This is a genomic window from Stenotrophomonas sp. CASM114 (assembly GCF_049384325.1).
Taxonomy (GTDB): domain Bacteria; phylum Pseudomonadota; class Gammaproteobacteria; order Xanthomonadales; family Xanthomonadaceae; genus Stenotrophomonas; species Stenotrophomonas muris.
On sequence record NZ_JBMRGJ010000001.1, the window covers coordinates 286,637 to 312,674 of the forward strand.

General features: G+C 66.7%; 31 protein-coding genes. 21 read left to right on the top strand and 10 right to left on the bottom strand.

Annotation, left to right across the window (positions count from 1 at the left end; genetic code table 11):
* Window positions 1-38 precede the first annotated feature (38 nt).
* Genes VG566_RS01295 through VG566_RS01305 form a run of 3 tightly spaced genes read left to right on the top strand, consistent with a single transcriptional unit; the run spans window position 39 to window position 3,412 of the window.
* Complete coding sequence (locus VG566_RS01295; RefSeq protein ID WP_241883878.1) at window positions 39-1,523, top strand: MFS transporter; 1,485 nt, start codon at window positions 39-41, stop codon at window positions 1,521-1,523.
* 16 nt (window positions 1,524-1,539) lie between these two features.
* Window positions 1,540-2,577 (top strand): glycoside hydrolase family 43 protein, encoded by a 1,038-nt coding sequence (locus VG566_RS01300; RefSeq protein ID WP_049439693.1) that lies wholly within the window; start codon window positions 1,540-1,542, stop codon window positions 2,575-2,577.
* Window positions 2,567-3,412, top strand: coding sequence for an aldose epimerase (locus VG566_RS01305; protein WP_414934458.1), 846 nt, complete (start codon window positions 2,567-2,569; stop codon window positions 3,410-3,412). Before VG566_RS01300 ends, VG566_RS01305 begins: the two co-directional genes overlap by 11 nt.
* 113 nt (window positions 3,413-3,525) lie before the next feature.
* On the opposite strand, the gene VG566_RS01310 is transcribed toward VG566_RS01305, so the two are convergent.
* The 4 genes from VG566_RS01310 to ptsP all read right to left on the bottom strand — a co-directional run bounded on the left by VG566_RS01310 (window position 3,526) and on the right by ptsP (window position 10,049).
* The gene (locus VG566_RS01310) at window positions 3,526-4,779 is read right to left on the bottom strand and encodes a carbohydrate porin (RefSeq protein WP_032959029.1); all 1,254 of its coding nucleotides are present in this window, start codon (window positions 4,777-4,779) and stop codon (window positions 3,526-3,528) included.
* Window positions 4,780-4,792: 13 nt separating this feature from the next.
* Complete coding sequence (locus tag VG566_RS01315; protein ID WP_241883877.1) at window positions 4,793-6,499, bottom strand: fructose-specific PTS transporter subunit EIIC; 1,707 nt, start codon at window positions 6,497-6,499, stop codon at window positions 4,793-4,795.
* Between the two features lie 86 nt (window positions 6,500-6,585).
* Window positions 6,586-7,542: a 1-phosphofructokinase family hexose kinase gene (locus VG566_RS01320; RefSeq protein ID WP_032955983.1), complete on the bottom strand. Its 957-nt coding sequence runs from the start codon at window positions 7,540-7,542 to the stop codon at window positions 6,586-6,588.
* Complete coding sequence (gene ptsP / locus VG566_RS01325) at window positions 7,539-10,049, bottom strand: phosphoenolpyruvate--protein phosphotransferase (RefSeq protein WP_049407378.1); 2,511 nt, start codon at window positions 10,047-10,049, stop codon at window positions 7,539-7,541. The genes VG566_RS01320 and ptsP overlap by 4 nt, the downstream gene beginning before the upstream one ends.
* Window positions 10,050-10,206: 157 nt before the next feature.
* Between ptsP and VG566_RS01330 the strand changes: the two genes are divergently transcribed.
* From VG566_RS01330 to VG566_RS01340, 3 genes are all read left to right on the top strand, one after another.
* On the top strand, window positions 10,207-11,190 hold the full coding sequence (locus tag VG566_RS01330) for a LacI family DNA-binding transcriptional regulator (protein WP_241883876.1): 984 nt from the start codon (window positions 10,207-10,209) through the stop codon (window positions 11,188-11,190).
* Between the two features lie 335 nt (window positions 11,191-11,525).
* Complete coding sequence (locus VG566_RS01335) at window positions 11,526-11,972, top strand: Rap1a/Tai family immunity protein (RefSeq protein WP_241883875.1); 447 nt, start codon at window positions 11,526-11,528, stop codon at window positions 11,970-11,972.
* A 121-nt stretch (window positions 11,973-12,093) separates the two neighbouring features.
* A complete protein-coding gene (locus VG566_RS01340) occupies window positions 12,094-12,327 on the top strand; it encodes a hypothetical protein (protein ID WP_014647190.1) in 234 nt (77 codons plus the stop codon).
* Window positions 12,328-12,334: 7 nt separating this feature from the next.
* Here the strand turns inward: VG566_RS01340 and VG566_RS01345 are convergent, their stop codons facing one another.
* From VG566_RS01345 to VG566_RS01355, 3 genes are all read right to left on the bottom strand, one after another.
* The gene (locus tag VG566_RS01345) at window positions 12,335-12,904 is read right to left on the bottom strand and encodes a cysteine hydrolase family protein (protein ID WP_053494322.1); all 570 of its coding nucleotides are present in this window, start codon (window positions 12,902-12,904) and stop codon (window positions 12,335-12,337) included.
* A 3-nt stretch (window positions 12,905-12,907) separates the two neighbouring features.
* A complete protein-coding gene (locus VG566_RS01350) occupies window positions 12,908-13,546 on the bottom strand; it encodes a DUF6766 family protein (RefSeq protein WP_241883874.1) in 639 nt (212 codons plus the stop codon).
* Between the two features lie 100 nt (window positions 13,547-13,646).
* Entirely contained in the window at window positions 13,647-13,835 is a 189-nt protein-coding gene (locus VG566_RS01355; protein ID WP_014647187.1) for a hypothetical protein, read from the bottom strand.
* A gap of 148 nt (window positions 13,836-13,983) precedes the next feature.
* Between VG566_RS01355 and VG566_RS01360 the strand changes: the two genes are divergently transcribed.
* The 8 genes from VG566_RS01360 (at window position 13,984) to VG566_RS01395 (ending at window position 19,802) form a co-directional block, all read left to right on the top strand.
* Entirely contained in the window at window positions 13,984-15,147 is a 1,164-nt protein-coding gene (locus VG566_RS01360; RefSeq protein WP_049407369.1) for a zinc-dependent alcohol dehydrogenase, read from the top strand.
* A gap of 10 nt (window positions 15,148-15,157) precedes the next feature.
* Entirely contained in the window at window positions 15,158-15,661 is a 504-nt protein-coding gene (locus tag VG566_RS01365; protein ID WP_014647185.1) for a hypothetical protein, read from the top strand.
* Window positions 15,662-15,763: 102 nt separating this feature from the next.
* Window positions 15,764-16,705 (top strand): acyl-CoA dehydrogenase, encoded by a 942-nt coding sequence (locus tag VG566_RS01370; RefSeq protein ID WP_197556520.1) that lies wholly within the window; start codon window positions 15,764-15,766, stop codon window positions 16,703-16,705.
* Window positions 16,693-17,451: a PIG-L deacetylase family protein gene (locus VG566_RS01375; protein ID WP_423172612.1), complete on the top strand. Its 759-nt coding sequence runs from the start codon at window positions 16,693-16,695 to the stop codon at window positions 17,449-17,451. Before VG566_RS01370 ends, VG566_RS01375 begins: the two co-directional genes overlap by 13 nt.
* A complete protein-coding gene (locus VG566_RS01380) occupies window positions 17,448-18,035 on the top strand; it encodes a class I SAM-dependent DNA methyltransferase (protein WP_032955967.1) in 588 nt (195 codons plus the stop codon). The genes VG566_RS01375 and VG566_RS01380 overlap by 4 nt, the downstream gene beginning before the upstream one ends.
* Window positions 18,032-18,757: a glycosyltransferase gene (locus VG566_RS01385; protein WP_049407360.1), complete on the top strand. Its 726-nt coding sequence runs from the start codon at window positions 18,032-18,034 to the stop codon at window positions 18,755-18,757. The genes VG566_RS01380 and VG566_RS01385 overlap by 4 nt, the downstream gene beginning before the upstream one ends.
* Window positions 18,758-18,839: 82 nt before the next feature.
* Window positions 18,840-19,268: a BLUF domain-containing protein gene (locus tag VG566_RS01390; RefSeq protein WP_049407359.1), complete on the top strand. Its 429-nt coding sequence runs from the start codon at window positions 18,840-18,842 to the stop codon at window positions 19,266-19,268.
* Between the two features lie 135 nt (window positions 19,269-19,403).
* Entirely contained in the window at window positions 19,404-19,802 is a 399-nt protein-coding gene (locus tag VG566_RS01395; RefSeq protein WP_032955963.1) for a BLUF domain-containing protein, read from the top strand.
* A 16-nt stretch (window positions 19,803-19,818) separates the two neighbouring features.
* Here the strand turns inward: VG566_RS01395 and VG566_RS01400 are convergent, their stop codons facing one another.
* A complete protein-coding gene (locus VG566_RS01400) occupies window positions 19,819-20,211 on the bottom strand; it encodes a response regulator (RefSeq protein ID WP_014647178.1) in 393 nt (130 codons plus the stop codon).
* 207 nt (window positions 20,212-20,418) lie between these two features.
* Here VG566_RS01400 and VG566_RS01405 point away from each other — a divergent pair, with 207 nt between their 5' ends.
* From VG566_RS01405 to VG566_RS01415, 3 genes are all read left to right on the top strand, one after another.
* Window positions 20,419-20,763, top strand: a complete 345-nt coding sequence (locus VG566_RS01405; RefSeq protein WP_241883873.1) for a hypothetical protein — start codon at window positions 20,419-20,421, stop codon at window positions 20,761-20,763.
* Between the two features lie 159 nt (window positions 20,764-20,922).
* Window positions 20,923-21,444, top strand: coding sequence for a ferritin-like domain-containing protein (locus tag VG566_RS01410; protein ID WP_046430683.1), 522 nt, complete (start codon window positions 20,923-20,925; stop codon window positions 21,442-21,444).
* Between the two features lie 36 nt (window positions 21,445-21,480).
* On the top strand, window positions 21,481-22,389 hold the full coding sequence (locus tag VG566_RS01415) for a manganese catalase family protein (protein ID WP_100450071.1): 909 nt from the start codon (window positions 21,481-21,483) through the stop codon (window positions 22,387-22,389).
* A 101-nt stretch (window positions 22,390-22,490) separates the two neighbouring features.
* Here VG566_RS01415 and VG566_RS01420 read toward each other — a convergent pair whose 3' ends face one another.
* The gene (locus VG566_RS01420; RefSeq protein ID WP_046430680.1) at window positions 22,491-22,814 is read right to left on the bottom strand and encodes a KGG domain-containing protein; all 324 of its coding nucleotides are present in this window, start codon (window positions 22,812-22,814) and stop codon (window positions 22,491-22,493) included.
* A gap of 303 nt (window positions 22,815-23,117) precedes the next feature.
* Between VG566_RS01420 and VG566_RS01425 the strand changes: the two genes are divergently transcribed.
* Genes VG566_RS01425 through VG566_RS01435 form a run of 3 tightly spaced genes read left to right on the top strand, consistent with a single transcriptional unit; the run spans window position 23,118 to window position 25,076 of the window.
* A complete protein-coding gene (locus VG566_RS01425; RefSeq protein ID WP_014647173.1) occupies window positions 23,118-23,585 on the top strand; it encodes a BLUF domain-containing protein in 468 nt (155 codons plus the stop codon).
* Window positions 23,582-24,349 (top strand): DUF72 domain-containing protein, encoded by a 768-nt coding sequence (locus VG566_RS01430; RefSeq protein WP_241883872.1) that lies wholly within the window; start codon window positions 23,582-23,584, stop codon window positions 24,347-24,349. Before VG566_RS01425 ends, VG566_RS01430 begins: the two co-directional genes overlap by 4 nt.
* Window positions 24,342-25,076, top strand: a complete 735-nt coding sequence (locus VG566_RS01435; protein WP_241883871.1) for a DNA-formamidopyrimidine glycosylase family protein — start codon at window positions 24,342-24,344, stop codon at window positions 25,074-25,076. Before VG566_RS01430 ends, VG566_RS01435 begins: the two co-directional genes overlap by 8 nt.
* A gap of 31 nt (window positions 25,077-25,107) precedes the next feature.
* Here the strand turns inward: VG566_RS01435 and VG566_RS01440 are convergent, their stop codons facing one another.
* Window positions 25,108-25,605, bottom strand: coding sequence for a ferritin-like domain-containing protein (locus tag VG566_RS01440; RefSeq protein ID WP_005416567.1), 498 nt, complete (start codon window positions 25,603-25,605; stop codon window positions 25,108-25,110).
* Between the two features lie 247 nt (window positions 25,606-25,852).
* Here VG566_RS01440 and VG566_RS01445 point away from each other — a divergent pair, with 247 nt between their 5' ends.
* A complete protein-coding gene (locus VG566_RS01445) occupies window positions 25,853-26,029 on the top strand; it encodes a DUF3606 domain-containing protein (protein WP_014647169.1) in 177 nt (58 codons plus the stop codon).
* Window positions 26,030-26,038: the final 9 nt, after the last annotated feature.

Genomic DNA, 26,038 nt, shown 5'->3' on the forward strand with positions numbered 1-26,038 from the left:
TCCCTCCGCCCAGATCCCTTTTCCAGGACGTCCGCTGCATGGCAAGCACTGAACACGCGCTATCGGTACGCGAGAAGCTCGGCTACAGCCTGGGCGATCTCGCCGCCAACCTGATCTTCCAGACCCTGATCACCTACCTGGCGTTCTTCTACACCGACGTCTACCGCCTGCCAGCTGCGACCGCGGCCACGATCATCTTCGTGGTGGGCCTGCTGGGTGCGTTCGTGTTCACGCCGTTGATCGGCATCGCGGCTGACCGGACGACCACCCGTTGGGGCCGCTTCCGGCCGTGGATCCTGTGGACGGCCATTCCCTTTGGCGTACTGTCCCTGCTGGCGTTCAGCACGCCGGACCTGGGCGAGCGCGGAAAGGTGATCTATGCACTGGCCACCTACGCGCTGCTGGTCTGCGTGTACGCAGCGAACAACCTGCCGTACTCGGCGCTGAGCGGCGTGCTGACCGGCAGCATGGCCCAGCGCAACAGCCTTTCGGCCTACCGCTTCGTGGCCGTGATGATCGCGCAGTTCATCATCCAGGTGCTGCTGATGCCGCTGGTGCTGATCCTGGGTGACGGCGACCGGGTGCGCGGCTTCGAGCAGGTCATGACCGCATTCGCCATCATCGGCACGGCGTTCTTCCTGATCACGTTCGCCACCACCCGCGAACGCATCGTGCCGACGCGTGAACAGACCGGCGGCATAGTGCAGGACCTGTCGGACCTGCTGCACAACCGCCCGTGGCAGGTGATGCTGGCCCTGACCGTGCTGGTGTTCATCAACCTGGCATTGAAGGGCGGTACCTACATCTATTACTTCCAGTACTACATGAGTGAAGCGGCGCTCGCCGGCTTCCTTGAAAACTCGGGGTTCAACGGCCTGGTCAGCGCGTTGAATGCTGCGCTGGCCAGCGCCGGCTTCGCGGCGTTCACCTGGCCGAAGGACGCGGCCACCTCGGCGTTCAGCCTGTTCAACGCGTGCGGCATCCTCTGCATGATCCTGGGTATCGGCGCGTCGCGACGGCTGGCGGACCGCTTCGGCAAGCGCGACGTCTTCGGTGGCGCCCTGTTTGTCTCGACCCTGTTCCTGCTTGCCTTCTACCTGTTTCCACCCACGGCGGTGGCGGTGGCGTTCGGCGCCTTCATGCTGCATGGCTTCTGCTATGGCATCACCATCCCGCTGCTGTGGGCGATGATCGCCGACGTCGCGGACTACTCGGAGTGGAAGAACCATCGGCGGGCAACCGCGATCATCTTCTCGGCGATGCTGTGCGGGCTGAAGATCGGCCTCAGCGTGGGCGGCGCGCTGGTCGCCGCGATCCTCGCCCACTACGGCTACCAGGCCGGCCTGGCGCAGCAGCCTGAGGCCGTGGTGCAGGGCATCCGCCTGACCGTAAGCGTCTACTGCTCCCTTCCTTTCCTGCTCGCCGTGGCGCTGCTGGTCTTCTACAGGATCGACAAGCGCACTGAAACCCGCATCGAGCAGGACCTCCACCTGCGTCGCCGTTCCGCCGACGCCTCCGCGTAACTCCAAGATGACGACCATGATCGACCTCTCTGCCGGCGAAGACGGCCAGGCCAGCGAAGCCCGTCTTGCGCAGCTCACCGCGCACGCCATTTCGCAACCGCTGGTGACCCACATCTATACCGCAGACCCTTCGGCGCATGTGTTCGAGGGGCGCCTGTACATCTATCCGTCGCACGACATCGACGGCGGCCAGCCATTCGACGACGAAGGTGGCCACTTCGGCATGCAGGATTATCATGTGCTGAAGATGGATACGCCCGACGGCACGGCCGTCGATTGCGGCATGGCGTTGCATGTGCGCGACGTGCCCTGGGCCCGCAAACAGATGTGGGCCCCCGATGCCGCCTGCCGTGATGGCCGCTACTACCTCTACTTCCCGGCCAAGGATGCCGAGGGCCGGTTCCGCATCGGCGTGGCGATCGGTGCGCGGCCGGAGGGCCCGTTCGTGCCCCAGCCGGAGCCGATCAAGGGTGCGTACTCGATCGACCCGGCCGTGTTCGAAGACGAGGATGGCAGCCACTACCTGTACTTCGGCGGCATATGGGGCGGGCAGCTGCAGAAGTATCGTGACAACCAGTACAGCGAGGCCCACGAGGAGCCCGAGGGCAGCGCACCGGCGCTGGGCCCGCGCGTGGGCCGCCTGGATGCCGGCATGACCGAGCTGGCCGAACCCACCCGCGAAGTGCAGATCCTGGATGAGCATGGCCAGCCGCTGCGCGCGGACGACCATGCGCGCCGCTTCTTCGAAGGTCCGTGGCTGCACAGGTACCAGGGTCGCTACTACCTGTCGTACTCCACTGGCAACACCCACCAGCTGTGCTACGCCATCGGCGACAGCCCGTATGGACCGTTCACCTACGCTGGCGTGATCCTCACCCCCGTGGTCGGTTGGACCACCCACCACTCCATCTGCCAGTTCGAAGGACAGTGGTACCTGTTCTATCACGATGCACTGATGTCCGGCGGCATCACCCACCTGCGCTCGGCCAAGTGCACGCCGCTGCACATGGAGCCGGACGGAAGCATCCGCACGATCAACCCGTATGGGGCCTGAGCGGATGCTGCCGGTGGATGATGCGCTGGCTCCGCTGCCAGCCGGCGAGCTGCACTGGCTGAGGTGCGGCGAACTGGAGGTTGCGTTCGCCGCAGGGGCGGGCGGGCGCGTGGCGCACCTGCGCTACCAGGGCGTGGAATGGCTGGTGGATGCGCAGCAGGCAGGCCCGGCGGCGATCGCGTGGGGCTGCTACCCGATGGTGCCGTGGGCCGGGCGCATCCGCCGTGGACAGTTCCATTTTGACGGCAGGCCGCATCGGCTGCCGCTCAACTTCGACGGGCACGCCATCCATGGGGTGGGTTTCTCGCGACCCTGGCGGATCGACCGCTTGGACGCGGCGGCAGCCCGGTTGTCGCTGGAGCTGCCGAGCGACGGCTACTGGCCTTTCGGTGGCGCTGCCGTGCTGGACCTGCAGTTGCAGGCTCACAGCCTGCAGATGGACCTCTCGGTCCAGGCCGGCGGCCAGGCGATGCCGGCGGTGCTGGGCTGGCACCCCTGGTTCCGGAAGCCGGAACGACTGCTGTTCAGTCCTCGCTTGATGTATCCGCGGGACAGGGAAGGTATTGCCACGCTGCCCCGCGTGGAGCCCACCACCGGCCCCTGGGATGACTGCTTCATCGCCGACGGTGACGTCACGCTGATACGCGAAGGCCAGCACCTGCGGCTGAGGTCGGACCACGACCACTGGGTGGTCTACGATGGTACGCCGCACGCCACCTGTGTCGAGCCGCAGAGCGGCCCGCCAGATGGCTACACCCTGGCACCGCACCGGCTGGAGCCCGGCCAGCGCCTCGCATTGACATTCGAACTGGCGTGGGCGGCGGACAGCACCTGAAACCCCGGCCAGGGCAGGCGATCACCCGGGTGCCGGGCGGTCGGTACGCCGCCTGGACCGGCCGTGGACCCGGTGCCTGACACGGGCCGCGCCCCAGGACCACCTGACATTTCCTACAGGTTCCAGTCGATCCGCATGCCCGCGATCAGCGCATCCGGCAGGTCGTGCTGGCGTGCGGGCTCATTGAACTGGTCGGGGTGCACGATGTAGTGCAGGTTCGGTGCAACACGAAGCTGCGGGGTGAGCTGGATGCCGTAGCTCAGCTCCATCATCACCTGGCTCCCGTGCGGGGTGCCGCTGCCACCGGCTGCGGCGCGGGCGAGGCGCAGGTCTTCCAGCGCGATGCTGCTGTACTTCTGCTGGGTCACGACGAAAGCGATGCTGTCCTGCGGCCGCCGGGCGAACGTGCCTTTCTGCACCAGCCCGGCCTGCAGGAAATGATCCTCGATCAACTGGCCGGAGGTGCCCTTGAGCGCCGCACCGAAAAGGGTCAGGCCGCGGCCGGCACCATTACTGGTGAGCTGCTGCTCGAAGCGGGCGAACGCACCGGAGCGACCGTGACGCGTCGCGTACTCCTGGCCACTGAGCAGCGCGGGAATGCCGTTGGCATCGCGCAGCGGATCGCGATAGGTCGAGTTGTCCTGCCAACCACCGAGTTCGTAGCGGGCTTTCAGTCGTGCCGAAGCAGGGCTGCGCCAGCCGATCGTGTAGGGCACGATCCAGCCGGTGGCCTGGTTCGTATTCCACTTCAGGCCATGCTGGCCATCCTCGGCCTGGCTGGGATCAACCTGGTAGGCGCCGACGCGGACATAGACATCGGGCGTCACCCAGGCCGTGGCATCGGCCATCCAGCTCGATACCGGCCACCAGGTGAAACTGCTGGTGCGGAATACGTAGGTCGGGTTGCCACAGGCCGAGTTGCCCTGGAAGTACTGGCACAGGTCCGAACCCAGGTGGTGGATGTTGGCGACGCTGCGCCCTGCTTCCAGCACCAACCGGTCGTTGAACAACTTCTGTTCGAGGGTCAGGTTGGCCAGGCGCGTGCCCTGGCCGCCGTAGATTTCCTGCACCGAGGTGCTGTTGCCTGTACTGCTGTTGGCGAGATTGGTGCCATGGCGGTTGATGCCGTAGGCCTTGACCGTCGCACCTCGCCAGCCAAACGCCGCGTCCAGGTCCACGTCGGCACCGAACATCAGCTGGCCGGCATAGGCCGTGCCGCTGCGCTTGCCACCGTCGAGCGTGGCGGCCGCTTCGCCGGTGTAGGCGAGCTTAGGAGCGAAGACGTCGCTCGCGTCGGCGGCTGCGGCCAGTGATGGCAGGGCCAGCAGGATCACTGTCGGCAGCAGGCGGCGGGAAGGGGAGGTCATGGGCGGGTTCCTTTTACAGGGTGGGAGCCGTGACCGGCTTCTTGAGCACGCGCAGCGCGACCGCGGTGACGGCCACGCCGGCCACGAGTGCCAGCAGGTAGATGCCAAGGTGGGTGACTGCGTTCGGGATCGGCAGCACGAACACGCCGCCATGCGGCACCTTCAGTTCGACGCCTGCGGCCATCGAGATCGCACCGGCCACGGCAGAACCAAGGATCAGCGCCGGAATGGTGCGCAGCGGATCACGCGCGGCATAGGGGATCGCGCCTTCGGTCACGAAACTGAGGCCAAGCACGCCAGCGGCACCGGCCGTGCCACGCTCCTCGGCAGTGAAGCGGCTACTGAACAGCCATGTCGCCAGTGCGATACCCAGCGGCGGCGTCATGCCGCCGATCATCGTCGCCGCCATCGGCGTGTAGACCTGGCTGGAAATCAATGCGGTAGAGAAGGCGTAGGACGCCTTGTTGACGGGTCCGCCCATGTCCACCGCCATCATGCCGCCCAGCAGCAGGCCAAGCAGGATCGCGCTGCTGCCTTGCATGCCGCGCAGCCAGTCGGTCAGCCAGGCCAGCAGCCCAGCCACCGGCGTACCGATCACATACATCATCAACAGGCCGACCAGCAGCGTGCCCAGCACCGGCAGGATCAGCACCGGCTTGAGGCCTTCCAGGCTGCGCGGCAGGCGCAGCGCACGGTTGATCCAATGCACGCCGTAGCCGGCGATGAAACCGGCCAGGATGCCGCCGATGAAGCCCGCATCCATGTTGACTGCCACCAATCCCCCGATCATGCCCGGGGCGATGCCCGGGCGATCGGCGATGGAGTAGGCGATGTAGCCGGCCAGTGCCGGCACCATCAGCATGAAGCCGGACTTGGCGCCGATCTGGAACAGCGACCAGGCCAGCGTGCCCTTGTGTGCATCGTCGAAGGCATAGATGCCGCCGAGCGCGAACGCCAGAGCGATCAGCAGGCCGCCGGCAGTGACGAACGGCAGCATGAACGACACGCCGGTCATCAGGTGCTTGTAGGGGCCGGTGACCCTGGCCTTCTCGGTGGTGCGACCTGAAGCCACCGTGCCGGTCTGCACGCCAGCCTCGGCCAGCGCCTTGCGGATCAGGTTCTGGCCGTCATTGATCGCCGGCTTGGTGCCGCTCTTGAACAGGCGTTTGCCAGCAAAGCGCGACAGATCGACTTCGCGGTCGGCGGCGATCAGCACCAGGTCGGCGGCAGCGATCTCGCCGTCGCTCAACGCATCCTGCGCGCCGACCGAGCCCTGGGTTTCCACCCGGATCGCGTGGCCCAGTGCCTTGGCCGCCTGCTGCAGGCCTTCGGCCGCCATGAACGTGTGGGCGATGCCGGTCGGGCAGGAGGTGACGGCGACGATGCGCTTGCCCGCGTCATCCCTGGAAGGGGGTGCCGATGCTGCGGCGAGCTGCGCCAGCACGGCGAGCGGGTCGTCCAGCACTTCACCGAGGCCGGCGCGCACGATCTGGGCATTGCCGAAGCGGGCGCTGTCCGCCTCGCCGTCACCCACCAGCAGCAGCTGCGTTGCGGCGGCAGCCTGCGCGTCGGACAGTGCCCCGGTCACGCCCTGATTGCTGCGGATCTCGATCGCCAATTCGACCCTTTGCTGGCGTGCGGCGCGGCGCAGCGCTTCGGCGGCAAGAACGGCCTCGATGCTGCGTTCGCCAGCGGCGATGACTACGGTGGAAGCTTGCATGGCAACTCCTGGAATTCTTCGGGTTCGTCCTTGCAGCAGGGGCCATCGGTGGCCCAAGGCCAGCCGCAGCCCCCTCTGCAGGGGTTTCAATCCAACCGCTCGATCAGTACATCGCCGGTCCACGCGCGCACCTGCGCCGGGTCCAGCCGTCGCGCGTCGCCACTCTCCAGCCGGCTCATCGAGAACGCCGTGGCCAGTCGCGCACAACCGGCCAGGTCGGGGGAGGGCTCCAACAAGGCGGCGGCGATGCCGGCGACCATGGCGTCGCCGGCACCGACCGTACTGCCCTGCGCCAGTCGCGCCGGTCGTGCGACCAGGGCGCCGCTGCGATCAATGAACAGCGCGCCGTCGGCGCCCATCGAGATCGCTACGAGTGCAACTCCGCGTTCGACCAGGGCCCGGCCCGCGGCGCGCAGGGCGCTGCGATCCAGCAGCGGCGTGCCGGCCCAGGCCTCCAGTTCATGGCGGTTGGGCTTGACCGCGTAGGGCAGTGCACCCTGTGCACCACTCAACGCGGCGGCAAGCGCGTCGCCACTGGTATCCAGCAGTACGCGCGCGCCGGCGGCGCGCACCTGCGCCTGCAGTCGGGCCCATGCATCGGCTTGCAGCCCGGACGGAAGGCTGCCGGACAGCACCACCGGCAGCTGCGGCTGGAGCAGTGCGTCGAGTCGGCGCGATACCGCGTCCAGATCGGCGTCACACAGTGACAGGCCGGGCAGGTTGATGTCGGTGGTCTCGCCGTTGGCGTCTTCCACCAGCTTGATGTTGGTGCGGGTACGGCCCGGAATGCGCAGACACGCGTCTGCGATGCCCCGATCGGAAAACAGTGCGCTGAACACGCCGTCGTTGCCATCGCCGAGCACGCCCAGCGCAGTGGTCGGCACGCCCCAGTCTGCCAGGCAGGCGGCCACGTTGATGCCTTTGCCGCCGGCATCGTCGCGGGAACTGCGGGCGCGATGCACGTGACCCGGTTGCAGGTTCGCCAGCCGCACGGTCTGGTCGATTGCCGGGTTCAGGGTAATGGTGACGGCGCGGGAACTCATGCGCGCGCTCCATCGAGGGCACGCACCTGCTCGGCGGTTTCGCAGTCCAGCGCCGTCGCAGCCAGCGTTCGCAGATCGGCCAGCGCGCTGCCACGCAGGCGTGCTTTCACGGCCGGGATGTCGTTCGGGGTCATCGACAGTTCGTCCACGCCCAGGCCGGCCAACAGCAGTGCGCCGAACGGATCGCCGGCCAGCCCGCCACAGACGCCCACCCAGCGCCCATGCAGTCGTGCGCCTTCCACCGTGGCGCGGATCGCGCGCAGCACGGCCGGATGCAGGCTGTCGGCCTCGGCGGCCAGTTCCGGATTCTGGCGGTCGATCGCCAGCACGTACTGGGTCAGGTCGTTGGTACCGATCGAGAAGAAGTCGGCGTGGCGGGCCAGCACATCGCTCTGCGCCGCAGCGGCCGGCACTTCGATCATGATGCCGATCGGTACCCCGGGCGCCTGCAGTGCTGCGCGCTGGCGCTCGCAGATGGCGCGCAGTGCGACCAGCTCGCTCACCGAGGTGATCATCGGGAACATGATGGACAGGCGCGCGCCGTCTTTCGCCGCGCGGTACAGCGCACGCAGCTGCGGTTCCAGCAGGTCCGGCCGGCGCAGCAGCAGGCGCGCGCCGCGCACGCCCAGGAACGGGTTTTCCTCATGCGGCAGCTCCAGGTGCGCCACCTGCTTGTCGCCACCGATATCGAGCGCACGCACGATCAGTGGGCGGCCGCCGAGTGCCTTGGCCATCGCCACATACGTGGTGTACTGCTCATCCTCGCTGGGCGTACTGCCACGTTCAAGGAACAGGAATTCGGTGCGCATCAGGCCGACGCCTTCCGCGCCTTGCTCCAGTGCCAGCGGCACCTGCTCGGGCAGGTTGACGTTGGCGCCGATGTCGATGCGGTGGCCGTCCGGCGTCTGTGCCGGCTGCGCGCGTTGCGCCGCTTCACGCTCGCGGATCTGCTGCTGTTCGGCGATCCACGCGCGCGCCGAGGCGAGATCGGCCTCGGACGGAGACAGGTAGAGCCGCCCGCAGTTGCCGTCGATGATCGCCTCGCGACCGGCGCTGATCGCGAGCAGCTCGCCCCCCCCGGCGACCAGCGCCGGCAGGCCGAGGGTGCGCGAGAGGATGGCGGTGTGCGAGGTCGGCCCGCCCTGCGCGGTGGCCAGGCCAATCACGCGGGTAGTGTCGAGGTTGGCCGTGTCGGACGGCGACAGGTCCGCCGCGATCAGGATGCACGGGTGCGCGGGCAGGTCGGCCAGGCCGCCACCGGCGGCCGACGGATCAAGCTGCGCCAGCACTCGGCGGCCAACGTCACGCAGGTCGGCGGCGCGCCCGGCCAGCACCGGGTTGCCCAGCGCGGCCAGGCCCGAGGCGATGTGTTCGATGGCCTGATGCCAGGACCATGCGACGCCATGGCCTTCGACCATCAGCTGGCAGGTACGGGTAATCAGGTCGGTGTCGTCCAACAGCGCGGCATGGGCCTTGAAGATGGCGGCGTCCGAGGCGCCAAGCCGGCGCTGGGTGTCATCCTGCAGCGCGGCCAACTGCTGGCGGGTGCGGGCGAGCGCGTCCTGCAGACGCGCCCCGCCTTCGCCGAGCGGGGCCGGGCGGTCGGCGACCTCGGCCTGCGTGCTGGCCAATACATGCACCGGGCCGATTGCCAGCCCAGGGCTGGCACCGATGCCGACGATGGCAGCCTGTGCCTCGGGCGGATTCCAGCCTGCCACCGGCGCGGCCTTGCGTTGTGCTGCGCGCTCGGCGTCGGCCTTTTCCTGTGCCACCAGGTCCTCCATGACCCTGCGCAGCGCGGTCAGCAGGGCGGGGGCATCCGCCCCCTCGGCAGACACGCTGACGGCATCGCCATGACGCAGGCCAAGTTGCAGCAGCGCGACCAGACTCTTGGCGTCCGCTGCCTGGTCGCCGGCACGCACCTGGGCGCGGGCCGCAAAGCGGCGCGCCGTCTCTGCCCAGCGCGTGGCCGGGCGCGCGTGCAGGCCGCTGGGGTAGGCAATGGTCCAGTCAAAGCGCTCGGCCAGATCGGTGGCCGTTACCTGGGCGGTCGTGATCGCAATGTCGCCGGTCAGCGCGTTGACGATCTCACCCGCATCGGTGGTCGCAAACAGGCGCTGCAGCGTTGCCTCATCCTGGATCAGCCGGGTCAGGCGGCGCAGCAGGGTAATGTGGGTATCGGACTGGGCAGCGATGCCAACCACCAGACGGGTGACCTGCCCCGGATTCCATTCCACGCCTTCCGGCAACTGCAGCACGGCAATGCCATCGCGGCGCACCAGATGGCGGTCCTCGCCAAGCCCGTGGGGGATTGCCACGCCATGGCCGAGGAAGGTGTTGGCCAGCGCTTCGCGCCGTCCCATGCTGGCCTCGTACCCCGGCGCCACGCAGCCGGCCGCGACCAGCATCTGCGCGACCTGGGCGATCGCATCGGTCTTGTCCTGCGCCCGCGCGTCCAGGCGGATCAGTTCCCGGCTGACGGGGGAGGGGAAGGTCTGGGGCGACAAAGGGCGGCTCCGGCAAAAGGATGGCTGGGCATATTGGGAACGTTCCCACCGCCTATTTCAATGTGCACTGCACAAAATGCCAATAGCTCTTTGGCGTTAGCATTGTCCTGAACAGCCGCCGGGCCATGGCAGGCGCACTTTTCCGGGAACGTTTCCAATGAGTATCAGCATCAATGACGTCGCGCGTGTAGCGGGGGTATCCAAGTCCACCGTGTCGCGGGTTCTCGGGGGCGGCCCGGTCAGCGAAGAGGTTCGCGGCCGGGTCGAGGTGGCGATCCGCCAGACCGGCTATCGGCCGAACCTGCAGGCAAGGCGGCTGCGCTCCCGGCACACCGGCATCATCGGGTTGATCGTTGCGGATATCCGCAACCCGTTCTTCACTGCGCTTATCCGTGCGGTGGAGGAGGTCGCCTATCGCGAAGGCCTGCGCGTCACGCTCTGCAACACCGACGAAGACCCCGAGCGCGAGGCGCTGTACCTGCAGTTGATGCACGAGGAGCGCATCAGTGGACTGATCTTTGCGCCCACACGGACCGCGGTGGGGCGGCTGGAACGGCTCACGCTGGACTTCCCGACGGTACTGGTGGACCGCGCCGCGGCCAGCGGGTCGATCGACAGCGTGGTGCTGGACAATCCCGCGGCGATGGGCGCCCTGGTCGAGCATCTCGTCGAGCGTGGCTATCGCCGCATCGGCGGCCTGTTCGGCAGCACCAGCACCACGGCGGCCGAGCGCCGCGACGGCTATCTTGCTGCGATGCGCACGCACGGATTGGAGCCGGATTACCGTGAAGTCGAGCCAACGGCCGAGGCCGCCATCGCAACGGTCGACCAATGGCTGGCCGGCCCTTCGCGTCCCGACGCGCTGGTCACCAGCAACAGCCTGCTGCTCATGGGTGCATTGAAGGCGGCACGCAGCGCCGGTCTCGCCATTCCAGGAGAGCTGGCGCTGGCAGGGTTCGACAACGAGCGCTGGACCGAGCTGGTCGAACCTGGCATTACCGTGGTCGAGCAGCCGGTTGAAGACATGGGGCGCGCTGCGATGTCGCTGTTGCTGGAACGCCTGCGCATGCCGGAGCTGCCCGTGCGCAGACTGGTGATGACGGGAAGGTGCGTGGTGAGAGGGTCGACGGCTGGGCGATAGTCCGGCACCGGCCTGCGGCAGCCGCCAGATGTTGGCGGGTCATGCGTTGTCTGCTACAAGCCAACTGTACGCAGACACAGTGGAGGATCGCCTTGTCAGAGCACTGCTCCGCCTGCAGGCATCCCACCACGATCCTTCCAGATGGCTGGCAGCGCCCGTGCCTTCAGCATCCCGCTGGTCCGACTGGCGACGCATCTCCGGGCAGTGGCGCATGGAAAACGGCCAATACGACGTATTCTGGAAGCCTCTACGATCTCATCGCGTTTCTCGGCCAGCTTGATCGGCTTTGACCTCTGCCGCGTGGCATCCATGAAAGCAACAGCCAGGGCCTCAACATGAAGGGACATCACCAACCCCAGGCGCGCCGCGTCATGCCTCGGCTCCTCGCACTTGGCCTCTGCGCGCTGGCTGGGTCCGCTGTGGCCGGAACAACGCAGCCGGCACGGACCTGGCTTGTCAGCGGCACGGAACTCATCACCCTCCTGCAGGGGAAAGGCGATGACGGGTTCTGCGACGGCGAACAGTGCCGGAGCCTGTCCAGCGCTCGCGCCAGCGGCTATATCCTGGGCGTCGCCGCTGCCAGCCGCGGACAGTGGTGCGGGCAGGGCCAGATCCTTCCGCATGAACTGGTCGACCATGTGTCTTCCCATCTCCGGCAACTGCCCCGCGAGCGATTGCAGCAGGATGCGTCGCCACTGGTTGTCGAAGGGCTGCGCACGGCGTTTCCCTGTGGTCGCGGCACACCACGTGGCAACAGTGCCGAGCCCGGCAATGACCAATGAAGCATGCCGCGCCCGCTTGGCGACGATGCGGACGTCCTACACCCTCGCGACACGGTGCATTCACGGCCACCGACATTCGCGCTGCCACACTGCATGTTCCTTCCACAGCACGAGGTGCCCCATGGCTACCTGTGATGTCTGCGGCAACAACTACGACAAGAGCTTTACCCTGCAGCAGGGCGGGCGCAGCGGCACGTTCGATTCGTTCGAGTGCGCGATCCACGCATTCGCACCCCGCTGCGCACACTGCAAATGCGCGGTCATTGGGCATGGCGTTGAAGGAAATGGCCAGATCTTCTGCTGTGCACATTGCGCCGGTCATGCCGGCGTACAGGGTATAGCCGACCGGGCCTGAGCTGCCTTCAGCGCCCTCCTGCTTCCTGCCCAGAGACAAGCGAAGAAAGCCGCGCGATCCGGGCTGCGCCCGAATCAGTCAGCAGCGCCAGTGCGCGCCGCTTCCGGGAAGGCAGCCCCGCCACGACCTCCGGTGCCAACACGACGTCGAACTCTCTGGCGTTGGCATCCAGCGCGGTGGCCAGAACGCACGAATCGGCCGTCATGCCACTCAGGCACAGGCGGCGCACGCCCAATTTGGCCAGCAGAATCGGCAAGGGACTGGCCAGGAACGCCGAGTGCTTGGGCTTGAGCACGAAGTAATGACCGGGCAAGGGCGAGAGAAGGCTGGCAATTCGCCCCGCCGGACCGCCGTCGCGCCGGCACTGTTCCACCTGCTGGCGGAAATCGCGCTTCCAATCCGAGAAATTGTCATTGGCGTAGATGACCGGCCACCCGCGTTCGTCGAAGTGATCCCTCAGGCGCCGGATCTGCCGGGCCGCCCGCTCTGCCGCGGGCGCCAGCTCCTGCGCGCCCGGGAAATCGAAACGGCTGAACATGTCGATGATCAGCAAGGCCGTCGACGGATCATCTGCCATGGTTCAATCTCCTGTCTGGGTATGCGGCGCCTCGACCGGCTTGGACTGCGGCGAATCTTTCTGGCGCAGGAAGATCGTCAGCACCACCAGAGACAGCACGGCCAGGAACTCGCTTTGCCAGTTCTGCATGGATTCGAACCAGAATGTGCTGCTGGCGAGGTGCTCCACAAAGCCTGGCGGCGGCAATCCCTTCAACTGCTGTTCGGCCTCCTCGGCGCGCCAGCTCCCCAATGCATGCAGCGTAAAACTGCACAGGAACAACAGCCCGAACGCAATCGCCAGCGAATGACCGTAAAGAACCTTCCACAGGCCACCGCGCCTGACTGGCCAGGGCGTGGGGCCGGGTTCGATGCGATTCTGTTCCTGCGCAGGGTCCAGCGGCCGCGATTCGGCCGAACCGCGCTGGCGCAGGCTGACCGTCAGCAGAACGTACATCCCCATCTGCAGGAACTCGCTCTCCCAGTTCTCGAACGTGGCGCTGACGAAGTGCCCGGTAGCCAGGTAGTGCCAGAAATCGATCGGCACGCGTCCGTGCTCGACCAGTTCCTGGTTGTGCACGTGATGCCCCGCAACTGCCTGGCCCACAATGAACACCAACGTGAGCGCAAGCAGCACCAGCGAGAGACCGTTGCGTTTCCACATGCAACACCTCGTTCAGGCCGTTCCAAAGATCGTCCATGAAGCTTGCGTGGGCAAAGGGCCATGCCTCGTGATTGCTGCGCATCCGGGATGTGAGGCGGACTCAACGCTTTCCCGTCGGATCGGGATCAGGGCGCTCGTAGTCCTCCGGTACCGCCTTGGGGCCGTCGCCGTCGTCGGGCATGTCGTGCTCCTTCCATCTGGCTCGATCGTTGCGCCGTTTGTCCGGCGTGTGCGCTTTTGACTGATCGTCCACATCCGTCGTTGGATTGAAGGGCAGTTTGTCGTTCATGGGCAGCTCCTGCGGCGAGAGAGTGAAGCCTGCGCCGCGCCGGGTTAACGCCACGACGCTGCAGAATGAACGCCGCGCACACCGGGATGTCACTGCAGCCGGATGGCGGCCTTGCGATGCTGAAGACCCGAGCTCCTGGAGCAGCACGATGCAGGCATTGACCTATCACGGCCGCAGGGATGTGCGCGTCGAGACTGTGCCCGACCCGGTACTGGCGGCGGATGACGATCTGATACTGCGGGTGACCGCCACCGCCATCTGCGGTTCGGACCTGCACCTCTACCGCGGCAAGATTCCTGATCTGCACGATGGCGATGTACTGGGCCACGAATTCATGGGCGTGGTGGAAGAGGTCGGCAGCGGCGTGACCCAGGTGAAGCCGGGCGATCGCGTGGTGATTCCGTTCGTGATCGCCTGTGGCGAGTGTTTCCACTGCAGGCTGGCCGAATATGCCGCATGCGAGACCACCAATCCTGGCAAGGGCGCGGCGCTGAACCAGAAAGGGCTGCTGCCTCCAGCTGCTTTGTTCGGATACAGCCATCTGTATGGCGGCGTAGCCGGTGGCCAAGCCGAATTCGTACGCGTGCCGAAGGCCAACGTGGGCCCGTTGCGCATTCCGGAAGGCGTGGCCGATGAGCAGGTGCTGTTCCTGTCTGACATTCTCCCGACCGGCTATCAGGCCGCGCTGAACGCGGGTGTGAAGCCCGGCTCGACGGTGGCCATCTTCGGCGCCGGTCCGGTTGGGCTGATGAGCGCGGCCTGTTGCCGACTGCTGGGAGCAGAGACCATCTTCATGGTCGACCACCTTCGTTACCGCCTGGACTATGCACGCCGTGCTTACGGCGTGACCCCCATCGACTTCAAGGAGATAGAAGACCCGGCCGATTACATCCTTACCCAGACCAGTGGGCGGGGCGTAGACGCCTGCATCGAGGCCGTAGGCTTCGAGGCCGAGGGCAGTGCGCTGGAGTCAGCGTTGACCGCTGTAAAGCTGGAAGGCAGCAGTGGCGTGGCGATACGGCAATGCATCGCGGCAACGCGCCGTGGCGGCGTGGTCAGCATTCCAGGCGTCTATGCCGGCTTCATCCATGGTTTTCTGCTGGGTGATGCGTTCGATAAAGGTCTGACATTCAAGATGGGCCAGACCCATGTGCAGGGGCTGATGCCGGAACTGCTTGACGCAATCATGGAAGGAAAGCTGGATCCGGGTGACATCATCTCGCACCGGATGCGCCTGGCCGACGCTGCGCAGGGCTACGCGATATTCGATGCCAAGGATGACGACTGCCGCAAGATCGTGCTGACACCCTGAGCATGCTGCCATGAGCGCGATTGCCGCCGGTGTCTACGCACTGTGGCTGGCTGCCGGCTGGCTGGACTTCCATTTTCACCGGCGGACCGACCTTCCACACACCTCTGCGATGCGCGAAAGCCTGTTGCATGGGGTGCAGTTGCTGCTGATCGGAAGCGGGGTGCTCGCATGGCTCCTGCTGGAAAACACGCTGTCGCTCGTCACGTTTCTGGCACTTCTGGTCCTCGCGCACGCAATCGCCGGCTACTTCGACACCGTCAGCGCGGACGGCAGACGACGCATCAGTCCGGCAGAGCAGCATGTGCACAGCGTGCTCGATGCCGCGCCGTGGGTCCTGCTGGGCTGGGTGGGCTGGCAGGTCCACCCCCGGTGGTCGCTCGAAGTGAAGCCTGCAGCACCGGGCGTCTGGTGGCTGGTCCTGCTGCCGGCGCTGGGCGTGGTCGTGCTGCCATGGTTGTGGGAGCTGCTGCAGTGCCTGCGCGCACGACGGCAGCGCGGGCAAGCGAGCGCGTGAGGATCATCGCGCAGAGAATTCATGCGCCGGCTACGCCTCCCAGACAGTGATGTGACCGCTTGCCGCCTACGTTCGACATGTCTCTCCATTTCAGGCCCCTTCATGCAGCATGTGACGCCGCCATCCCCGCTGGAGAGCCGCGCTCGCGAGGTAGTGGTCCAGCGGCCCGACCTGCCATTGCCCGGAAGCGGCCGCACGCTGCGGCGGTGGCAGGCGCTGGCGGCATGGGGGGCGGAAGACCTGTGCCTGGCCAAAGTGCTTGAGGCGCACTACGACGCCCAAGCGATCATTGCCGAACTGAACGCGCCCGCCCTGGCTGAAGGCCAGCTACTGGCGGTCTGGGCCGCGGAAGGTCCAGCCAACACACTCCGCTTCGATGTCCACGGTCAGCTCCATGGTGACAAGCCCTGGTGTTCCGGCAGCGCGTGGGTGGATGCGGCATTGGTAACCGTCCGCAACGCGCAGGGCGTGTGGCTGTGCCAGGTGGCAGCGAAGCACTGGCGCACGCTTGCAGATGAGCCCTGGCCGGCCGTTGGCATGGCCGGCGTTCCGTCCACCACGGTGCGGTTCGACGGCGCACCGATGGCGCTTCTGGGAACGCGCGATGAGTACCTGCAGCGACCGGGTTTCTGGCACGGCGGTGCGGGGATCGCGGCAGTCTGGTTCGGCGCGGCGGCCGCCCTGGCCGAGCGCATGCGGCCAGCCTGCACCGAGGGGAATCGCGCGCGATTACTGGGTGAAGTGGACCTCGCCTTGGGCCCGGCGGCGGCGCTGCTTCGCGAAGTGGCGGCGCGCATCGACGCCGCGCCGGAATCGGCGCACCGCGAAGAGGTCGTGCGCCTGCGCTGCGTGGTCGAGCGCGCGGCGACGCGTGTCCTGGATCTGGCGGGGCGCGCACTGGGCCCGGCGCCGATGTGCCTGGAAGATGCCCACGCCCGTCGCTGCGCGGACCTGACCGTGTTCCTTCGGCAGAGCCACGCAGATCGCGATTGGGAATGGCTGGGCGGCCAGCGGGCGAGCCAGGAGGCGACATGGGCGCTGTAGCCAGGACACCCCTGCAGGGGGAAGGAACGCAGGAGCAGGCATGGCTGCGCTGCGATTGGCTGTGGCAGCGGCCGGCAACATCGGCCAATGCCCTGTGCGCCGGCCATGATCGCGTCGTGGTGGTCGCACCCCATCCAGACGACGAGATCCTCGGCTGTGGTGGACTGCTCCGTCACGCTGCGGAGCAGGGCATGGAAGTACGCGTCGTCGCCGTGACTGATGGCGAATCGTGCTATCCGGACGAGCACTGGTGGACGCCAGAACGCCTGCGCTCGGCGCGACGCGCCGAGCTTGCCGCAGCGCTGGGCGAACTCGGTATCCGGCCTGGATCCGCGTTTCATCTCGGCATCGCCGACGGCGCGGTCAGTGCGCACGAACAGGGCCTGGAAGATTGGCTGCAGCAGCACCTCCAGCCGAGCGACCTGGTCCTGGCACCCTGGCGCTTTGATGGGCATCCCGATCATGAAGCCGCAGGGCGTGCTGCCTGCAGGGCGGTGCGGACAGTGGGCTGCCGACGCCTGGAGTACCCGGTGTGGGGCTGGCACTGGCTTGACCCCGCCTGCGCACACATGGCGTGGGAGGTTCCCAGGCTGATCGACATTTCAGCAGTGGCTGCCGCAAAACGAAACGCCATCGCGCACTTCCGGACCCAGACCGGCGAGGTGCCGGAATTGAACAGCCCGCCGGTGCTGCCCGCACATGTATTGACCCGATTCTTCCGGAACTACGAGGTATTCCTGGCATGAGCGCGCAACCGTACTTCGATGAACTGCATGAGCAGGAGGATCCCTTCGGCTATCGCAGCCGATGGTATGAAGAACGCAAGCGTGCGCTGCTGCTGGCCAGCCTGAGCCAGCGCCAGTTCATTCGGGGCTGGGAGCTGGGATGCTCCAACGGCGTGCTGACCGAGGCCTTGGCCGCCCGCTGCGAGCGCCTGCTGGCCACCGACATCAGCCCACGCGCAGCGTTCCGGGCCCGCCGCAACCTGGCCCACCTGCCGCATGTGCAGGTCCATTGCGCCAGCCATCCCGAGCAATGGCCGCCGGGCCGCTTCGACCTGATCGTCTGCGGGGAAATGGGCTACTACCTGGGTGCAGCAGCGCTACACGAGCTGCGCGCCGGCATCGATTCGGCCCTTCGCGACGACGGACTGCTGGTCGCCTGCCATTGGTTGCCTTCGTTCCATGGGCGCGCAAGTCGCACCGACGTCGTGCATCGGTGCCTTGGCCAAGGCCTGCACGAAGCCTTCCACTATCGTGATGCGGACTTCGTGCTGCAGGGCTGGACGCGCAGCGCACTATCGCTGGCCCGCAACGAGGGCCTGCGATGATCGGCATCCTGGTTCCGGCCCATGACGAGGCAGCCAGCGTGGAGCGCTGCCTGCAATCGATCCGAAGGGCAGCCCTGCATCCCGGGCTTCACGGCGAAGCAGTGCAGGTGGTGGTTGCACTGGACAGCTGCTCGGATGCCACCGCGTCCATCTGCCAGCAGCAGCGGGTCGATACGGTGCGCCTGGAAGCACGCTGCGTCGGCGTTGCCAGGGCAGCGGCCGCCGCTGAGCTGCTCGGACGCGGTGCGAGATGGCTGGCGAGCACCGATGCCGACAGCGAGGTACCTCCCGAATGGCTGGTTGCCCAGCTTGAAGGCCGGTGCGACGCCTTCTGCGGACTGGTGGACATAGCAACCACCTCCAGGACGGAGAAGCGCCTGCGACGCGCGTTCCAGAAACGGCAGCAGTGGGGCGACGATCATGGGCGCATCCACGGTGCCAATTTCGGCGTCTCCGCCCAGGCCTATCTGGCGGCCGGGGGATTTGCTCCCCTGCGCTGTGGAGAGGATGTTGCACTGGTGAGGAGGCTGCAACGCCTCGGCGCTGACGTAAGGTGGGCCGGCGCTCCCATCGTCATGACCAGTGCCCGCCTGGTGGGACGCGCGACCGGAGGGTTCTCCGCCTACCTGGCCGGAATGGAGGGTGCGCGCCCCGCCACGGCGGCAGATCGGCGGATGGCGGTACCTGGAAGCGCCTCGAAAACCACGCTGAATTGGGCGTGATGTGATGTTTTCCCGGCCGGCGTTTACGGTTTCGCCACGATGCCCGTCCTAGAGTGAAGCGCTGGGAAGCAGGAGTGGCACCATGCCGAATCGAGCCATCGTCTACGTCAGCGAGGCCGTCAGTGGATTCTCGCCGGAACGTCTGAAAGCGCTGATGGACGATGCCGCGCGCTTCAATCGGGGCGCAGGGGTGACCGGGGTGCTGCTGTTCGACGGCGAACGCTTCCTGCAGTACATGGAGGGCCCTGCCGATGGACTGGATGTGGCCTTCTCCCGTGTCGCCGGCGCCAGCAGTCACATCCACCTGATCGAACTTGCGCGGGGGCGTGTCGGCCAGCGGCGGCTGCCGTTCTGGCCCATGCGTTGCCTGTCCGTCACTGCAGATGAGCTGCGCGAGATCGCCTGTGCCGACTGGACCAGCTTCATCCAGCGGGCAGCGACCGAACAGGCCGATGCCACGGCGATGGGCAAGCTGCTGCTGATTGTCGAGCCCTACGCAAAGGCCGCCTGAGCCGGAAACCTGTTACTGCCGTGTGCCGCAGGGGAGAGGATGGAGCGAGGCAGGTTGTGAGCCGCCTCATTTGGCTCTACGGCAAGGGCAGCATCATGGAAGGGCAGGAAACTTCCTGCGTCAGAAGGAATCAACGTGCCCCTCCGCGCAATCGCTTACGCAAGTGAGGCGATACCGGGGCTTTCCATGGACCCTGTGGACGACCTCGCCAGGGCCGCTGCCCGCTTCAACTTCGAAGCAGGCGTGACGGGTGTGCTTCTTTACGATGGGCACCGCTTCCTCCAGTACATCGAGGGACCGGAAGACAGCATCAACGTGGTATACAGCCGCATCCTCGGTGCCCGCAGCCATTGCGAACTGCTTGAGCTGGGCCGGGGCAGGGTGTCCGGCCGGTTCTTTCCCTATTGGTCGATGCGGCTGCTCTGGACCGACCCTGCCGACATCCGCAGCGTCGCTCGTGGCAACTGGAGCGGGCTCTCCCGCGGTGGTGCGCTGCGCCAGCTGGGCCAGGTGGTAGCCCCACACCTGGCGTAATCCCGGCGTCTGCCGCTCAATGCGTGGCAGGGGGCGCGCAGGCGTCTCCCACGACCTGCTGGACGGCTTCCTGCAACTGGTCGATGTGGAACGGCTTGGCCACGAAGGTTGCGCGGCGGTGGCGCAGCGGCACCAGCTGGTCATAGACCGCAGACACGAACAGGTAGGGAATGCCGAGTTCCGCCAGTCGATCGGCCACCGGGAACACCACGCCATCGCGGAGCTCCACATCCAGAACCGCGCCATCGAAACGTTGCGTATCCAGCAACCCCAGCGCATCGAACACGCTGTAGGCGTGGGTCACCCGGCCGCCGCCGTCTTCCAGCGCCTGTTCCATCAGTGCAGCCAGGTCGAGCTGGTCTTCAACCAGCAGCAGGTTGCACCTGCGCTGGTCCATTTCCGATTGCATGCGCGCATGCCTGTGTTGCCTTGGGAACTGCAGTGTGTGCTGTATTGCATCAACGGCGCGCGTGGGCCGTGTCAGCCCAGCGCGAAGCCGCCCCGCGCAGGTGCTCCATGCCGTCGATGCGGCGTGGAAGGCGGTGCGCCTTTTTTGACGGCGCGTTGGCGGCGGCCATGGATACTGCCGCCGTCCCCCAGCACTGGAGCCATGACCATGCCTCGATCCGCCACCGACCCCACCGCCCCCTGCGCATTGCGCGTGGAGTGCATGTCCCTGGATTGCGGCGGCGCTGCGATCGTCGTGGAGCTGGATCGCACCCCCGAACGGGCATGGATGAAGTCGCTCAAGCGCGCCCTGCAGGAGGATGACGTGCTGGAGGGTGCCCAGGCCAAGTTCGATGGCCGCTTTGTCTACGTGGTGGGCGTGGAAGGTGGCGCGCACCGTGCGCAGCACCGGGTGATCCAGGCGTTGAAGGCGTCCGCAGGCGCGCGCGCACCCGCAGCAAGCCCCCGTCGCGACGGCGGCATCGGAGTAGTGTCCGGCGCGATGCCCGCCTGAGTTCGCGGCAGGCGTTGCCACGCAACAGCGGATGTTATGACCGCATCAGCGCCAGGTGCAGCGCGCACGCCCGCCGGCTCACGCCGGCCGACGGGGCAGTGATTGCTGCCTCGCCACCATGGTCTCCGGAGGCATGTCGCCCCACTACCGGAGACCGTGATGGCAGACCAGAACACCGTCCGCAGCGAGCGCCTGCTGAAATGGCTGCAGGATGCCTACGCCATGGAGCAGGAGGCGGAGACCATGATGAAGGCCATGGCTTCGCGCATCCAGAACTATCCCCATCTTGCCGCACGCATCGGCCAGCACGTGCTGGAGACGCAGCAGCAGGCCGCCTCCCTGCGCGAGTGCATTGAAGCGCTCGGCGGAAGCGTGCCCACCGCCAAGGGGCTGTTCGCGAGCATGACCGCAGCGATCCACGCCGCCGGCAACACCCTGATGGAGGACGAGGTCGTCAAGAGCATCGGCATCTCCTTTGGCTTCGAGAACACCGAGATCGCCACCTACCGGGCACTGGTGATCGCGGCCGAGCGGGCCGCCGCGCCGGATATCGCGGCCGTGTGCGGCCAGATCCTGCAGGAAGAGATCGCCATGGCGCGCTGGCTGGAAGAGCACCAGGACAGCCTGGTCGGCGCCTTCCTCAACCGTGACGAAACGCCTGGTGCCCAAGCCAAGCGTTGATCCCGATCCCGCCTGCCATACACAGGAGACAGTCCCATGTTCTTTCACCACAAGAAGCTGATGTACACCGTGCGCGTGCGCGAATCCAACCCGCAGCTTGCCAGCCTCATGCTGGAACAGTTTGGCGGCCCGCAAGGCGAACTGGCGGCTGCAATGCGTTACTTCACCCAGGGACTCGGTGAATGCGATCCGGGCCGTAAGGACCTGCTGATGGACATTGCCACCGAAGAGATCAGCCACCTGGAGATCATCGGCACCATCATCGCCATGCTCAACCGCGGCCCGAAGGCCATCCAGTCCGAGGGTCTTGCCGAAGCCGAGGACATGCGGCTGCTGGGCCAGAACAGCACCAGCCATACCGAACAGATCCTGTATGGGGGCGGCCCGGCGCTGGTCAATTCCAGCGGGGTGCCGTGGACGGCGGCCTACGTCGATTCGATCGGGGAGCCCACCGCCGACCTGCGCTCGAACATCGCCGCCGAAGCCCGCGCCAAGCTGGTCTACGAACGACTGATCACGGTGACCGATGATCCAGGCATCAAGGACGCACTGCGCTTCCTGATGACGCGCGAAATCGCCCACCAGAAGTCCTTCGAAAAGGCATTGCACAGCATCCAGCCCAACTTCCCGCCGGGCAAGCAGCCGGGTGACCCCGCCTTTACCGACCTGTACATGGACATGTCGCAGGGCGACGGCGCCGATGACCTGCTGGGCAGCTGGAACAGCGGCGAGCTGTGGGAGCGGGTCAGCGACCGCGAGGCCCAGGCCGCTGTGGACGGCGGTGACGGCAGCGCCACGGTGGGCCTGGACCCACGCGAGCAGGCGGCGGTGCAGGCCATGACCCTGCGAACGCTTTCCGATCCCGAAGCACGGCCGACAACCGGTGCCGAGCTGGGCGCCGGGCCGGGCGCCGGTGCGCTCGACCTGCCGCCACGGGAGCCTTGACGCGGGACAGGCCGGGGCGGGCCTCCGCCCCACGTTTCGCGTGAAAAAAAAGTGGGCGGACACGCTGTCCGCCCACATGGGGTGCAACCGGTCAGTCTCGATCAACGCTGCTGGCCACCGCGATTGTTGTTGCCGCCACGTTCCTGCTGTTGCTGCCGACCGCCCTGGTTGCCACCCTGGTTGCCGCCGCCATGGCTGTTCTGGCCGCCTTCGCGGCCGATGTCGGCCATGTGCTGGCGATCCTGGCTCACCGCTTCGCCGCCCTTGCGACCGGCTTCGCGCGCTTCTTCAGAGCTGAATTCATGGGCGTTGCCCGACTCATGCGCGGCGCGGCCGCCCTTGGCGGCGATCTCGCGCTGCTTGTCTTCGTCCATCGAGGCGAAGCCGCGGTTGCTGCTGCCCTGGTTCTGGTTCTGGTTGGCCATGGAAAGTCTCCTTGGAGTGAGCCGCCCGATTGGCGGCAGCGACCATCTTCCAGATCCGCCGCTAGACGGCGGTGGCACCACCGCCAACGTGATGTCATGCGCAGGCACGCGCTTCCTCATGCATTCTCCACGAAAGCAAATCCATCGGCGGGGGACACGGCATGCCGGTCGTGGTGCTCTAGCCGGGTGTCAACGCAGCGCGGCGTCGGTACGTACAGGTTCAACGCCGCCTCCACGCCGGTGTCACCGCGCGTTTGATTCGCATCGCTAAGGTAGAGCCATCTGCAACAACCCGGTGCTGTCATGCCTCTTCGTGCCATTGCATATGTAAGTGAAGCCACCCGAAACCTGACTGCAGAACGGCTGCAGCAGCTTGTCGCGGACGCGATGCTGTTCAACGAGTCGGTTGATGTGACCGGCGTCCTCCTGTTCGACGGCACGCGCTTCCTGCAATATCTCGAAGGCCCGGAGTCCGGTGTCAGCGCGGCGTACACCCGCATCCTGGCGGCCGGCAGCCACAACGGTCTGGTCGAACTCAACCGGGGCAGGGTGGGGCGGCGGCAGTTCCCGCACTGGCGCATGCACAGCGTGCGCGTGGATGAGCTGGCGCTGGGAAAGATCGCGATCTCCGACTGGACCGGCTTCGTGCGCAGCGCCTCCGCGCTCGCTCCTGGCACCAGTGCGCTTGATCGACTGCAATCGGTGGCGCAGGCGCCGCCAGGCGCCGGCGATGGCCGGTTGCTGGAACCGGACGGACCGGTGGCACGATGAGCGCAGCCGGCGCCCCGGGCACGCCAGGACAGGTACGCATCGGCTGCGCAGGCTGGTCGCTGTCGCGCGCGGCGCAGGCGGCGTTCGGCGCAGGCGACAGCGTACTGCAGCGCTATGCCACCCGCCTGCCGATGGTCGAGATCAATTCCTCGTTCTACCGCCCCCACCAGGCGGCCACCTACGCCCGGTGGGCGGCGAGCGTGCCCGCGGGTTTCCGCTTCGCGGTGAAACTGCCGCGCGTGATCAGCCATGAACGCCGGCTGCGCGACGCGATGCAGCCGCTGGCGCTGTTCCTTGATGGCGTGATCGCGCTGGGGGACAGGCTGGGGCCGCTGCTGCTCCAGCTGCCGCCCAGCCTGGCGTATGAGCCGGCGACCGTAACGGCATTCCTGCACGGACTGCGCGCACGCACCTCGGTTGATGTCGCCTGCGAACCGCGCCATCCCAGTTGGTTCACTGCGGACGTCGACACGCTGCTGAGCGACCATGGCATCGCACGGGTCGCGGCTGACCCGGCCCGGGTACCGGCAGCAGCTGTCCCGGGCGGTGACCGCACGTGGAGCTACTGGCGCTGGCACGGGCAGCCGCAGATCTATCGCAGCCCCTACAGCGAACAGGCGCTGGCGGGGCTGGCCCAGCACCTGCAGCGTGAAGCCGCTGCGCAGCGCCGCGCCTGGTGCGTACTGGACAACACCGCGCTGGGCCACGCGACCGGCAACGCCCTGCACCTGCAGGCACTGCTGCAGGAGAACGCGCATGCCTGAGGGCCCGTCCATTGTCCTGCTGCGCGAAGCCGCCAGCCGCTTCAAGGGTCACGTCGTGCGCGGCGTCTCCGGCAACAGCCGCATCGACCTGTCACCGCTGCAGGGACGCAGGGTCAAGGCGGTTCGCAGCTGGGGCAAGCACTTCCTGCTGGAGTTCAGCCACCACACGCTGCGCATCCATCTGATGATGTTCGGCAGCTGGCGCATCGACGAACGGAAGCCAGCTCCTGCACGGGTGTCGCTGGCATTCGACAACGGGGAACTGAATTTCTACGCGTGTTCCGTCCGGCTGATCGACGAGCCGTTGGACGACGTCTACGACTGGCGGGCGGACGTGATGAACGACGCCTGGGATCCAAAGCTGGCCCGGCGCAAGCTGAAGGCACTGCCGGACACCCCGGTCTGTGATGCGCTTCTGGACCAGACCATCTTCGCCGGCGTCGGCAATATCATCAAGAATGAGGTGCTGTTCCGCATCCGCGTGCATCCGGCCACGCGACTGGGCGACCTGCCACCGCGCAAGCTCACCGCCCTGATCACCCAGGCCCGTGCCTACAGCTTCGACTTCCTGGAGTGGAAACGGCGCTTCGAATTGAAGAAGCACTGGCAGGTGCATACGCGCAAGGTGTGCCCGCTCTGCGGTGGCCCGGTCAGCAAGCTGTACATGGGTACGACGCGGCGACGCACGTTCTTCTGCCCAAACGATCAGGTACTCTACCCGCCGTGAGGCCGCCGTCCATGGCGGCCTGCGATTCGACTCAGGCGGCCTGCGCGGCCTTGGCATTGCCGCCGCCCTTGGCCAGCAGGGTCAGCTTCTCATCGGTCGCCTTTTCTTCCTCCAGCGTCTCCAGCAGCAACGGCAGGGCATCCTTGTAGCCCAGCTGCTTGGCCAGCGCGGCGATGGTGCCGTAGGAGGCAATTTCATAATGCTCGACCTTCTGCGCGCCACCGATCAGGGCAGCGTCGCGCACCGGCCCCTTGTCGATGCTGTCGATCACCTCCTTGCCTTCCTCGACCAGGCCTTCCATCGCCGCGCACTTGATGCGCTTCAGGCGGATGCCGAGCACCTCGACCACCTGGTCGATGCGTTCGATCTGCCCCTGGGTTTCTTCCAGGTGCGTTTCGAACGCTGCGGCCAGATCCGGATTCTCGGCCGCACGGGCCAGGCGCGGAAGCGCCTTGGTCAGCTGCTTCTCGGCGCTGTAGATGTCCGAGAGCTCGTGGATGAACAGATCTTCCGCCGTCTTGATAGCCATGCTGGGCTCCGCTGTGAATGGAGTGCCCAGAGTAGGTCCCGTCCGGTTGCGATCAGGCGGGGAAGGAGTGAAGGCGGCATGTGAATTCCCACGCGGACCCTGCGCGCTGCCTTCACGAAGCAGCGTCTTTCGCGCATCGGCAGGACGCCGTGCCGGCGGCCTTCGCCATGGCTTCACAGTGGCATCGCTCCGTGCCCATGGAGTGGCCGGTACGGTCAGTTCACCCCCGATCACGCTGGAGACTCCCATGAGCGATGACAAGAACAACGCCGGCAGCCCGGACCGGGACCGCATCAACGTCAATGAGGATTACGAACTGCGGTACTGGACCACGACGCTGGGCGTGTCCGCCGACGAACTTCGCGCGGCCGTCGCGGCAGTCGGGCCCACGGCGGTTGCTGTCCGGAAGCACCTGGGCAAATAGCGCGGAGCT